The organism is Streptomyces mutabilis (assembly GCF_014649815.1).
In the GTDB taxonomy this organism is placed as follows: Bacteria; Actinomycetota; Actinomycetes; order Streptomycetales; family Streptomycetaceae; genus Streptomyces; species Streptomyces mutabilis.
In genome coordinates, this window is record NZ_BMTT01000001.1 from 372,202 (window position 1) to 384,946 (window position 12,745).

A 12,745-nucleotide genomic window follows, 5' to 3' on the forward strand; every position below is an offset into this window, starting at 1 on the left:
GTTCCTGTCGAACCCGCCCGCCCGGTCGAGTTCGGCGGGGCGATCGGGTTTCATCGAGTCCCCGCCCCTCTCCCACGGAGGTCGCACCATGACTCGCAACCGTCCCCGCCCGTCCCGGCGCACGGTGCTCGGCGGTGCCGCCCTGGCCGCGCTCACGGTGGCCGCGGGCCCCGGGCCGGTACAGGCCGCCGCCCCGGGGCACGCCTGGCCCACGGAGTTCCCGCTGCCCGACGGCTGGCTGCCCGAGGGCATCACCATCGGGGCGCGGCCGTACGCCTACCTGGGCTCGCGCGCGAACGGCGCCGTCTACCGCACCGACCTGCGCACCGGCGAGGGCCGCATCGTCCACGAGGGCGGCACCGGCCTCGCGGCCATCGGCCTGAAGCTGGACGACGACGGGCTGCTGTACGTCGCCGGGGGCGGCGGCGGGACGGCACGGATCGTGGACGCCCGCACCGGCAGGCTGCTGCGCACCCACCGGCTCACCGAGGCCACCGGCCACTTCGTCAACGACGTGGTCCTGCACGGCGACCGCGCCTGGTTCACCGACTCGTACGGGCCCGTCCTGTACGGCGTCCCGCGCGGCCGGCGCGGCGAGGTGCGCACCCTGGAGCTGACCGGCGACTGGGAGCAGACGCCGGACGTCATCAACGCCAACGGGATCGTCACCACCCCAGACGGACGTGGCCTGATCCTCGTCCGGAGCACCCCGGGCGAGCTGCACCGCGTCAGCCTCCGGACCGGCCGCGCCACCCGGATCGGGCTGGACGGCGCGGACGACGTCGTCAACGGCGACGGCCTGGTCCGCGTCGGCCGCACGCTGTACGTCGTCCAGAACCGGCGCAATCTGGTCAGCGTGTGGGACCTGGACGCGCGGGCCGGCCGGGCGACCCTGCGCCGTACGATCACCGATCCCCGCTTCGACGTCCCCGCCACCGCCGCCCGCTTCGGCGACCGGCTCTACCTCGTCAACGCGCGTTTCACCAGCCCGCAGACGCCCGAGACGACGTTCACGGCGGTGGCCGTGGACCGCTGAGGGAGCACGCCGCCCGAATGAGGGAGCGCGCCGCCCGGCCGTCACAGATTGTCCATGCACCGTCAACCGAGCCGCTCTAGGGTCCGTGGCCGTACGCTCCCGCCGCCGACCGGCGGCGGGCCCCGGTCAGGACACCCGGAGGCAGCAGTGGAACGTCGTACCCTCCTGCGCACGGCCGTCGTCGGCGGCTCGGCCGTGCTCGGCGGAGCCCTGTGGCGCGGTGCCGCGCACGCCGCCCCCGCCCAGCCCGGCGGCGGCCCGTACGGGGCGCTCGGAGCACCCGACGCCAACGGCATCCGGCTGCCCGCCGGCTTCACCAGCAGGGTGATCGCCCGTTCCGGCCAGAGGGTCGCGGGCACCTCGTACACCTGGCACAACGCCCCGGACGGCGGCGCCTGTTACGCGGACGGCCCGGGCTGGATCTACGTGTCCAACTCGGAGATCAACCCCTCCGGCGGGGCGAGCGCGGTGAAGTTCTCGGCCACGGGGACGATCACGTCGGCGTACCGGGTGCTCTCGGGCACCCGGCAGAACTGCGCGGGCGGCAGGACGCCGTGGAACACCTGGCTGTCCTGTGAGGAGGTGGACCGCGGCTACGTCTACGAGACCGACCCGTGGGGCGTGAAGGCCGCGGTGCGGCGGGACGCCATGGGCCGCTTCAAGCACGAGGCGGCGGCGGCCGATCCGGTCCGCGAGGTCGTCTACTTGACGGAGGACGTCAGCGACGGCTGCTTCTACCGCTTCCGCCCCACGACCTGGGGCGACCTGTCCTCCGGCACGCTGGAGGTGCTGGTCGCGGGCTCGGCCACCAGCGGCCCGGTGTCGTGGGCGAGGGTCCCCGACCCGTCCGGCGCGACGGCCACCCGCCGCCAGGTCTCCGGCGCCAAGCGGTTCAACGGCGGCGAGGGCTGCTACTACGCGGACGACACCTGCTGGTTCACCACCAAGGGCGACAACCGCGTCTGGCAGTACGACGCGGCCGCGCAGACCATCGAGCTGGCCTACGACGACTCCCTGGTGACGTCCGGCACGGCCCCGCTGACCGGCGTGGACAACGTCACCGGCAGCTCCTCCGGCGACCTGTTCGTGGCGGAGGACGGCGGCAACATGGAGATCTGCGTGATCACACCGAGCGACGTGATCGCCCCCTTCCTGCGCATCGACGGCCAGTCCGGCTCGGAGATCACGGGCCCGGCCTTCTCGCCCGACGGCACCCGGCTGTACTTCTCCAGCCAGCGGGGGACGAGCGGGAGCTCCTCCGGCGGGATCACCTACGAGGTGCGCGGACCGTTCCGGACCTAGCCCGCCACCGGCAGCCGAGAGGCAGCGGAGAGGCAGCGGAGGGCTACCGTCCGGTCACATAACGTTCCCATCACGACTCCTTCATATCTCCACCACATCCCGCGCACCTCAATAGCTTCGTCACCTCACATCCGCTCCACCACACCATTTCCGGGACTCCTGATGAAGCTGCTCCGCAAGCCCGCCGCCGTCGCCCTGGCCGCGGTGGCCCTGGCCGCCCTGCCCGCCGCCGCCCAGGCGCACGACGGCAACCACCCGTTCGAGAACTGCACCGAGGCCTACGACGCCGGGTACTCCAACATCAAGGAGGGCGACGAGCACTACGGCGACCACCTCGACCGCGACAAGGACGGCGTCGGCTGCGACAAGCCGCCCGCGGGCTTCGTGCCCGCCGACGACGAGGACTCCGGCGACAAGGACTCCGACGACGCGGCCGGCTCCGGGGAATCCGGGAACGCGGAGAACTCCGGCGGCGAGGAGGCCGCCGGGCAGCAGGGCACCGACCTCGCCGAGACCGGCGGCGACGACACGACGCCGTACATCGCGGCGGGCGGCGCGGCCGTCGTACTGGCCGGCGGCGGACTGCTGCTGGCCGCGCGTCGGCGCCGGGGCAACGGCGCCGGCTGACGCGCGCGCAAGCACCGGCTGACGAGAAGGCGGCACCCCCGCACAAGGGTGCCGCCTCTTCTCGTGGACCGGAGCCGCCGCCGATCGGTGAGGGTGGTCGGGTGACAGACGGCGGCTCCGGGGCCTGGGCCCCGCTCAGCGGGCTATCGGTGGTCGCTGCCCTTCGACTGCGACGCCGCCCGGCCCGCCTCCAGGCGCGCCACCGGGATGCGGAACGGGGAGCAGGAGACGTAGTCCAGGCCCACCTCGTGGAAGAAGTGCACCGACTCCGGGTCGCCGCCGTGCTCACCGCAGACGCCGAGCTTCAGGTCGGGGCGGGTCTCGCGGCCGGCCTTCGCGGCGGCGGCCACCAGCGAGCCGACGCCGTCCTTGTCAATGGTCTCGAACGGGGAGACGCCGAAGATGCCCTTCTCCAGGTAGGCCGTGAAGAAGCTGGCCTCCACGTCGTCGCGGCTGAAGCCCCACACGGTCTGGGTGAGGTCGTTGGTGCCGAAGGAGAAGAATTCGGCGGCCTCGGCGATCTGACCGGCGGTCAGCGCGGCGCGCGGCAGCTCGATCATCGTGCCGATGGACAGCTTGAGCTTGGCGCCGGTGGCCGCCTCGACCTCGGCGATGACCTGGTCGGCCTCGTCGCGGACGAGTTCCAGCTCCTGGACGGTGCCGACGAGCGGAATCATGATCTCCGCCCGCGGGTCGCCCTTGGCGGCCTTGCGCTCGGCCGCCGCCTCGGCGATCGCCCGCACCTGCATCATGAACAGGCCGGGGATGACCAGGCCGAGACGGACGCCGCGCAGGCCCAGCATCGGGTTCTGCTCGTGCAGGCGGTGTACGGCCTGGAGCAGGCGCAGCTCGTTCTCGTGCGGCTCCTGGCGGGACTCGGCGAGCGCGACGCGCACCGACAGCTCGGTGATGTCGGGCAGGAACTCGTGCAGCGGCGGGTCCAGGAGGCGGACGGTGACCGGGAGGCCGTCCATCGCCTCGAACAGCTCGACGAAGTCCTGCTTCTGGAGCGGGAGGAGTTCCTTCAGGCTCTCCTCCCGCTCGGTCTCGGTGTCGGCCAGGATCAGCCGCTCCACCAGCTCGCGCCGGTCGCCGAGGAACATGTGCTCGGTGCGGCACAGGCCGATGCCCTGGGCGCCGAAGCGGCGGGCGCGCAGCGCGTCCTCGGCGTTGTCGGCGTTGGCGCGCACCCGCAGCCGGCGCTTGCGGTCGGCGAAGGCCATGATGCGGTGCACCGCTTCGACCAGCTCGTCGGCGTCCTCGGCACCGGCGTGCATGCGGCCCTCGAAGTACTCGACGACGGGCGACGGCACGACCGGGACCTCGCCCAGGTACACCTTCCCGGAGGAGCCGTCGATGGAGATGACGTCGCCCTCCTCGACGACGTGCCCGCCGGGCACGGTCATCCGGCGGCGCTTGGTGTCGACCTCCAGCTCCTCGGCGCCGCAGACACAGGTCTTGCCCATGCCGCGCGCGACGACGGCCGCGTGGGAGGTCTTGCCGCCGCGTGAGGTCAGGATGCCCTCGGCGGCGATCATGCCGTCCAGGTCGTCGGGGTTGGTCTCGCGGCGCACCAGGATGACCTTCTCGCCCGAGCGGGACCACTTCACCGCGGTGTACGAGTCGAAGACCGCCTTGCCGACCGCGGCGCCCGGCGAGGCCGCGATGCCCCGGCCGACCTTCTCGACCTTGGCGTCCTCGTCGAAGCGCGGGAACATCAGCTGCGCGAGCTGGGCGCCGTTGACGCGCTGGAGGGCCTCGGCCTCGTCGATCAGGCCCTGGTCGACGAGCTGGGTGGCGATGCGGAAGGCCGCCCCCGCCGTGCGCTTGCCGACGCGGGTCTGGAGCATCCACAGCTGGCCGCGCTCGATGGTGAACTCGATGTCGCAGAGGTCCAGGTAGTGGTTCTCCAGCGTCTCCATGATCTGCAACAGCTGGTCGTACGACTTCTTGTCGATCTTCTCCAGTTCCGCCAGCGGGACGGTGTTGCGGATGCCGGCGACGACGTCCTCGCCCTGGGCGTTCTGCAGGTAGTCGCCGTAGACGCCCTGGTGGCCGGAGGCGGGGTCGCGCGTGAAGGCGACGCCGGTGCCGGAGTCGGGGCCGAGGTTGCCGAAGACCATGGAGCAGACGTTGACGGCGGTGCCGAGGTCGTGCGGAATGCGCGCCTGGCGACGGTAGAGCTTGGCGCGCTCGCCGTTCCAGGAGTCGAAGACGGCCTTGATGGCGAGGTCCATCTGCTCGCGCGGGTCCTGCGGGAAGTCCCGGCCGGCCTCGGTCTTGACGATCTTCTTGAACTTGGTGACGAGCTTCTTGAGGTCGGCGGCCTCCAGCTCGGTGTCGACCGTGACCTTCTTGGCCGCCTTCGCCGCCTCCAGCGCCTCCTCGAAGAGGTCGCCGTCGACGCCGAGGACGGTCTTGCCGAACATCTGGATCAGGCGGCGGTAGGAGTCCCAGGCGAAGCGGTCGTCGCCGGCCTGCTTGGCCAGGCCCTGCACCGACTTGTCGGAGAGGCCGATGTTGAGGACCGTGTCCATCATGCCGGGCATGGAGAACTTGGCACCGGAGCGGACCGACACGAGGAGGGGGTTGTCGGCCTGGCCGAGCTTCTTGCCCATCTTCTCTTCGAGGGCGTCGAGGTGCGCACTCACCTCGTCACGCAGTGCCGTCGGCTCCTCACCGCTGTCGAGGTAGGTCTTGCAGGCCTCGGTGGTGATGGTGAAGCCGGGAGGGACCGGAAGGCCCAGGTTGGTCATCTCGGCGAGGTTGGCGCCCTTGCCGCCGAGGAGGTCCTTGAGGTCCTTGTTGCCCTCGGTGAAGTCGTAAACGAACTTCGCTACCTGGGGATCTTTGTTTTCCGACACGGGTCTCGACTCCTCGAGGACGCGGTGGCTGCCCTGACGGCGAGGAATGTACCCAGATCAAAGGCACCTGGGTACGTCCACTTGCGCGTCATGCGCCTGTAACCACTCGTCCGCCAGCGGATCGAAAGTCAAGGCTTGGCAAGCGACCGACGGCTTGTGTTTTCACTTCTTGAACGAATGAATCCTCAGAGCTCGCGATCGACGCTCATCTGAGCGACGTACACCACGTTTGAGTTCGATCGATGAATGATCATGGCATGGCACTCAGTGCCACCCCTTGGAGAAGTGGAACCGCCCAAGATCTGCTCATCTGAGCGTGACCTCTATCAGAGGTGGCGAGAATCACGCTGCCACAGGCCGTCGGATTTCACCATGCGGACCGGTGAACGGACCGCCGGCGCCGGACGTACGAGAGTGCGGCGGACCGGCCCCCTCGCCGGGTCCGCCGACCACCGGGTCACGCACGGAAGGACCTCCGGGTGCCTGTCATCACGCCTTCTCGCCGGCCACAGCGGACCGCCGACGATCCCGACACACCCGAGACACCAGGGGAGCACGGCAGGGAGCGGGACCGGCCGCTGATGGCGGAGGTCATCCTGACCTCCAGCCACCAGCCCTGGGCGCCGCTGCCGAGGACGGTCGGCTGGGACGAGATCGGCGACGGCTCGGTGTACGAGGGCACCGAGGCGTCGGGCGTGGAGGCGGCCGACATCATCGCCGACTCCACCCGGTCGAAGCAGGAGTACGGCAAGTCGGTCGAGTACTGGGTCACCTGCCCCACCCAGTGGCTGGAGCGCTACGGCACCGACGACACCGTCCTCGTCCTCCTCGGCGACCACCAGCCGCTCGCCCGGGTCAGCGGCGACAGGGCGAGCCGGGACGTGCCCGTCTCGATCGTGGCCAAGGACCCGAAGGTGCTCGACGCGGTCGACGACTGGAACTGCACGGAGGGCCTGGAGCCCGCCCAGGACGCGCCGGTGTGGAAGATGAGCTCGTTCCGCGACCGCTTCCTGACGGCCTACGGCTCCGTCCCGCGCCCCACCGGGGCCGGCGACTGAATCAGCCGCCGGAGGTGTCCAGCTCCGCGTCCTCGCCGACGCCCGCGCAGTCGTACGGGTCCTTCAGCCAGCCGTCCGGCAGGACCACCCGGTTGTTGCCGGACGTGCGGCCGCGGGGGCCGTCGGCGCCGGTGGGCCAGGGCTGGTCGAGGTCCAGCTCGTCCAGCCCGGCACGCAGTGCCTCCAGGGAGGAGGTGACCGCGAGCCGCTTGCGCATCTCGGAACCCACCGCGAAGCCCTTGAGGTACCAGGCGACGTGCTTGCGGAAGTCGATGACGCCGCGTGCCTCGTCGCCGATCCACTCCCCGAGCAGGGCGGCGTGCCGCACCATCACGTCGGCGACCTCGCGCAGGGTGGGCCGTACGTACGCGTCGGTACGTCCCTCGAAGGCGGCGACGAGATCGGCGAAGAGCCACGGCCGCCCCAGGCACCCGCGCCCGACCACGACACCGTCGCAGCCGGTCTCCCGCACCATGCGCAGCGCGTCCTCGGCGGACCAGATGTCGCCGTTGCCCAGCACGGGGATCTCCGGAACGTGCTCCTTGAGGCGGGCGATGGCGTCCCAGTCGGCGGTGCCGCCGTAGTGCTGGGCGGTGGTGCGGCCGTGCAGGGCGATGGCGGTGACGCCCTCCTCGACGGCGATCCGGCCGGCGTCGAGGTAGGTGAGGTGGTCGTCGTCGATGCCCTTGCGCATCTTCATGGTGACGGGCAGGTCGCCGGCGCCGGTCACGGCCTCGCGGACGATGGCCCGCAGCAGGTTCCGCTTGTACGGGAGGGCGGAGCCGCCGCCCTTGCGGGTCACCTTGGGCACGGGGCAGCCGAAGTTCAGGTCGATGTGGTCGGCGAGGTCCTCCTCCGCGATCATGCGGACGGCCTTGCCGACGGTCACCGGGTCGACACCGTACAGCTGGATCGAGCGCGGTGTCTCGGTCGCGTCGAAGTGGATCAGCTGCATGGTCTTCTCGTTGCGCTCGACCAGCGCCCGGGTCGTGATCATCTCGCTCACGAACAGGCCCTTGCCGCCGCTGAACTCCCTGCACAACGTGCGGAACGGCGCGTTGGTGATCCCGGCCATCGGCGCCAGCACGACGGGCGGCGCGACGGTGTGCGGGCCGACCTGCAACGGCCGGGCGGTGGTGCTGGGGGCGGGCGCGGTGGGCGTGGACATTCCTCCATTGTCACGCACGCGGAGCAGTGCCCGCCGCGCCTGTGGACACGGATCATGTAATAGTGCGTGGGCGCCTCGTCGTACCGCGACACCTTCGTCTCCGCCGCCCGCCCCGGCTGGTGGATCCTGACCCGCCTGCGGCCTCGCGGTCCTGGCCCTCGGCGCACTGACCACCGGCCGCTGGGCCCGCCGCGCTGCGGAACGGACCGCCGGGCGTCTGGGATCGGCGGAGGTGCGGGAGGCGGCTTTTCGCCGACGAGCACGGGGTGCCGCTCGGGCCGTAGCCCAATGGCACCGCCGTACCGGCGCTGCCGGGCTCAGCGCGCGAACTCCGGCAGCCGTTCCGACACCTTCGGCCAGTACCTCACGACCGCCTCCTCCACCGCCGGCAGCGCCCGCTGCCCCGCCAGCGCCAGGACGATCGCCGCCGCCACGCCCGCCCAGGCCATGGGCCCCAGCGGCGTGCAGCCGAAGAGCTGGCTGGCGCCCGGCGTCTGCACCAGGGCGACCAGGGCGGCGGCGGAGCCCAGGGAGGTGACCTGGACCAGGCGGCTGCCGCGGCGGTCGGCGAGGGTCTGGGCGAGCTGGGTGCCGACCACGGCGCACAGGGCCATCGTCGTGGAGCGGCGCCGCGTGCCCGGCGTGAAGCGGCCGAAGAGCCAGGCCGCGGTCGCGCCGAGGGCCGTGGTCATCGCCCGGTGCCGGATCTGGCGGATCAGCGGCTCGCCCAGCACCGCCGTGCCGAGCGGCGTGCCCGCGTCGTCCTCCTCCTGCTCGGGGTCGCCGGTCTCCGTGACCGCCACCGCCATCGCGGGGAACAGGTCCGTGAAGAGGTTGACCAGCAGCATCTGACGGGTGGACAGCGGGGCGGAACCGCCGAGCACGGTGCCGAGGATGCCGAAGCCGACCTCGCCCGCGTTGCCGCCGATCAGGATGGCGATGGCGTCGGCGACGCTGTGCCACAGGGCGCGGCCCTCCCGCACCGCCTCCACCAGGACCAGCAGGTCGTCGCCGGTGACGACCAGGTCGGCGGCGTTGCGGGCGGCGGCTGAGCCGCGGGCGCTGATGCCGACGCCGATGTCGGCGGCGCGGATGGCGGCGGCGTCGTTGGCGCCGTCGCCGACCATGCCGACGACCCGCCCGGCGTCCCGCAGCGACTCGACGACCTGGAGCTTCTGCTCAGGCGCCACCCGGGCGACGACGTCCGCGTCACGCAGCATCCGGGACCGCGCCGAACGGTCCGCCGCGGCGATCTCGTCGCCGGTGACCACGACCGCGTCCTCGGGCCAGCCCAGGTCGACGGCGATGGCGTGGGCGGTCTGCGGATGGTCGCCGGTCAGCACCACGGGCCGTACGCCCGCCTCGCGCAGCCCGTGCACCAGGGCCGGGGACGTCTCGCGCGGGACGTCGGACAGTCCGAGCATCCCCGTGAACTCCAGCTCCTGCGGCTCCTGTTCGAGGACGTCGGCGGCATTCTCCCCCTTGCGCAGGGGCCGGCTGGCCACCGCGATGATGCGCAGTCCGTCGCGGGCCAGGCCGTGCGCCGCCTCGGTGGCGTGCGCGGGCAGGTCGGCGCAGGCGGGCAGGACGGTCTCCGGGGCACCCTTGACCACCAGCACCGGCGCCCCGTCGCCGTCCCGTCCGACGGCGGCGGCGTAACCGCGCGATGTCTCGAAGGGCAGGCCCTCCTCCTGCGTCCACTCCGGGTCCGGACCGGCGGCGTCGAGCACGGCCTCGTCGGTGGCGTGGGTGGGGCGGGCGCCGTCACCGTTGAGGCGGGGGCAGGCGCGCGCGGCGATCCGTACGGCGTCGGCGGCCTCCGGATCGCCGGACTTGCGGACCGTGCCGTCGGCGCCCGCGACGCGGGTCAGCCGCAGTCTGTTCTCGGTGAGCGTGCCGGTCTTGTCGAAGCAGATGGTGTCCATGCGGCCCAGCGCCTCCAGCGTGCGCGGGGTGCGCACGAGGACGCCGTGCCGGCTGAGCCGGCGGGCCGCCGCCAACTGGGCCACGGTCGCCACCAGCGGCAGCCCCTCGGGCACGGCGGCCACCGCCACCGACACACCGCCGGAGACGGCCTGCCGGATCGGCGTCCCCCGCAGCAGCGAGAGGCCGGTCACCGCGGCCCCGCCGGCGAGGGTGAGCGGGAGCGCCTTGCGGGTCAGCTCCTGGAGCCTGGCCTGCACACCGGCCGCCGACGGCGTGCGCGCGGCCAGCGAGACCGCCCGCGCGGCCTCGGTGTGCTCGCCGGTGTCCACCACGACGGCCTGGGCGCGTCCGGCGACCACGGTCGTGCCCTCGAAGACCATGCAGTGCCGCTCGGCGACGGGCGCGTTCGTCACCGGGTCCACGCACTTGTCCACCGGCAGCGACTCGCCGGTGAGCGCGGACTCGTCGACCTCCAGGCCGTCCTCCCACAGCAGCCGGGCGTCGGCCGGCACGACGTCGTCCGCCTTGAGGTCGACGATGTGGCCCGGGTGGAGCTTGGTCGCGTCCACGACCCGCGGCTCGGCCGACGGGTCGTGCGTCTCCTCGTCGGAGACCCGCGCCTTCTGCTTCTGCTGCGCGAGCAGCCCGGACAGCGCCCGCTCGGCCCGCAGCCGCTGGAAGCCGCCGACCAGCGCGTTCAGATCCAGCGCGCCGACGACGAGCAGCGCGTCCATGACGGAGCCGAGGATCGCCTCGGCCGCCGACCCGACCGCCAGCACCGGAGTCAGCGGGTCGTCCAGCTCGCCCCGCACGGCCTGCCCCAGCTGCCACGTCCACTTCACGGGCGCTAGGACGGGCACACGGCCCGCCCGGTCGGCCGCCGCCTTCACCCGCGCCGTCAGCTGTTCGGCGAGAGACGGCTCCGGCTCCTTCTCCCGCGCCAGGCGTTCCCGTACGCCCGTGGGGTCCAGCGTGTGCCAGGCCACCCGCGGGCGGGGATGCGGGGCACGGGCCATCGCCACGCCCAGCGCGGCCCGGGTACCGGAGAACAGGGCCGCCGCCGCGCTCACGTCGACGGGCGCGTGCCGCAACCCGGGGAGCGCCGAACCGCCGCCCCCGCCGCCCTTCTTGCCGCTGCCACGCGCCTCTCCCACCGCCACCAGCAGCCCGGAGAGCGCGGCGCCGGACCGGGCCAGCGTCTGCGACCGGCGTCCGACCCCGCGGGCCGCGGGCACCGCCCGCAGCAGCCGCCACACGTCTGCGAGCCCCTGCGGGGCGAGCACGTCCGCGCCCCAGGACACCGGGGCGTCCCCGTCGGCCAGCGCGACGGCCACGTCCCCGCCGAGCAGCCCGGCCAGCAGCGACTCGTCGTCGCCGGGCCGGGGCCGTACGACGGTGATGACGCCGCCCTCGGCGCGCAGTTCGTCCACGACCTCCCGCAACGGCCGCTTGCCGCTGACCACCTGGTCCGCGAGGCCGGTGAAGTCGGCGAGCGCCGGGTCCTCCACCATCACCACGCGCAGGCCCGCGCGGCGCGCCGCGTCCAGCACGTCCTCGGTCCACGGGTCCGCGCCCGCCTCCGGCGCCCGCAGCGCGCTGGGGTGCAGCACGACCGTGGCGGCCATCTCGAGCTGCCGCAGCCGCTCGGGGTCGCGCACCAGCACACCGGTGCGCGACAGAGCGGTGCTCAGTACGGCGTGGAAGGCGGCGGGACCGTAGCGCGCGGCCTTGGGGGATCCGGCGAGCACCGCCTCGGCGGCCTCCGCCACGTCGTGCTTGACCAGCAGCGTCGCCGCCGCGCCCACCACACTGCCGGTCGAGGCGTGGGCGGCGTAGTCCTGGGCCGGGGAACTCTGCAGCGGCGGGCGCAGGGAGGGGTCGGCGGGCAGGCTGTCCCGTGACGGGCGGCACAACTGGTCGTGCACGACCTCGAAGGCCGCCGCGCGGGTCACCGCCTCCGTCAGCTGGCAGGTGCGCAGCGCCCCGTCGAGCCAGAGCGAGGTGGGGCTCTGTCCGGCGCCGTGTACGGCCGCGTTGGCGGCGGCCAGTGCCACGTCCATGCCGTGGGCGCCGAGCCGTTCGCGCAGCCAGGCCCGGAAGGCGGGGTTCTCGCGCAGCAGCGTCGCCACGGCCGTCACCAGGCGGGGGGTGGGCGGCAGCCCCATGCGGGCGCCGGTCACGGCGGCGGCGATGCCCAGGACGTCGGCGCCGAGGGCGGTCGCCGCGACGCGCACGGAGGCCGGGTCGCCCGGGTGGGCGAGCTCCTCCACCGGATCGCCGGGACCCGGTTGGTCCGTCCGGGTCAGTCCGTGCCGTTCGGCGAGTTCGGTGGCCCGGTCCACCACCCGGTCGGTGAGCGCGTCCTCGGTGGCGGTCACCACCAGCCGGGCCAGGCCGGTGTCCCAGTAGGCGAGCGCCACGTCCGGGTGCTCGGCCAGGGCCGCCGCCACGCGCCGCGCGACGTGTTCGGTGCCGCCCGCCCGGCGCACCTTCTCGGTCGCGGCCGGCCGCAGTGCGAGGTGCGCCCTGCTGCCGGCCCGCCAGTCCCGGGTGCCGCCGCCGGGCAGCGCGGCGCGGGCGACCCGTGCCGCCCGCGCCGCGAAGTCCGCGCCGCGCACACCGGCCCGTGCGGTGCCCGCCACGGCGCCGGCCGCGGCACCCACCGCTGGGGCGGTGCCGCGGGCGAGCAGCCGGGGTCCCGCCAGCACGAACCCGGTGACGGCACCCTGGGACCGCGTCAGAAGTCCACTGACCATCGTTGTCT

The 12,745-nt window shown here is 73.3% G+C and carries 6 protein-coding genes and 2 pseudogenes; 5 read left to right on the forward strand and 3 right to left on the reverse strand.

All coding sequences use genetic code 11. From position 1 onward, the window contains the following. Positions 1-88: 88 nt before the first annotated feature. From IE142_RS01720 to IE142_RS01730, 3 genes are all read left to right on the forward strand, one after another. Positions 89-1,036: an SMP-30/gluconolactonase/LRE family protein gene (locus IE142_RS01720; protein WP_191884058.1), complete on the forward strand. Its 948-nt coding sequence runs from the start codon at positions 89-91 to the stop codon at positions 1,034-1,036. Positions 1,037-1,183: 147 nt separating this feature from the next. Beyond that, complete coding sequence (locus tag IE142_RS01725; protein ID WP_191884059.1) at positions 1,184-2,338, forward strand: alkaline phosphatase PhoX; 1,155 nt, start codon at positions 1,184-1,186, stop codon at positions 2,336-2,338. 162 nt (positions 2,339-2,500) lie between these two features. Further along, positions 2,501-2,965, forward strand: a complete 465-nt coding sequence (locus IE142_RS01730) for an excalibur calcium-binding domain-containing protein (protein ID WP_191884060.1) — start codon at positions 2,501-2,503, stop codon at positions 2,963-2,965. Between the two features lie 143 nt (positions 2,966-3,108). On the opposite strand, the gene ppdK is transcribed toward IE142_RS01730, so the two are convergent. Next, a complete protein-coding gene (ppdK, locus tag IE142_RS01735) occupies positions 3,109-5,829 on the reverse strand; it encodes a pyruvate, phosphate dikinase (protein WP_191884061.1) in 2,721 nt (906 codons plus the stop codon). A 551-nt stretch (positions 5,830-6,380) separates the two neighbouring features. Here ppdK and IE142_RS01740 point away from each other — a divergent pair. Further along, positions 6,381-6,887: pseudogene (locus IE142_RS01740) on the forward strand (CDP-alcohol phosphatidyltransferase); the annotation flags it as partial. Between the two features lies 1 nt (position 6,888). On the opposite strand, the gene dusB reads toward IE142_RS01740, so the two are convergent. Next, positions 6,889-8,055, reverse strand: coding sequence for a tRNA dihydrouridine synthase DusB (gene dusB / locus IE142_RS01745; protein WP_191884062.1), 1,167 nt, complete (start codon positions 8,053-8,055; stop codon positions 6,889-6,891). 66 nt (positions 8,056-8,121) lie between these two features. On the opposite strand from dusB, the pseudogene IE142_RS36250 reads away from it, so the two are divergent. Further along, a pseudogene (locus IE142_RS36250) lies at positions 8,122-8,302 on the forward strand (MFS transporter); the annotation flags it as partial. Between the two features lie 70 nt (positions 8,303-8,372). Here IE142_RS36250 and IE142_RS01750 read toward each other — a convergent pair. Beyond that, positions 8,373-12,737: a cation-translocating P-type ATPase gene (locus tag IE142_RS01750; RefSeq protein WP_191884063.1), complete on the reverse strand. Its 4,365-nt coding sequence runs from the start codon at positions 12,735-12,737 to the stop codon at positions 8,373-8,375. Positions 12,738-12,745 lie beyond the last annotated feature (8 nt).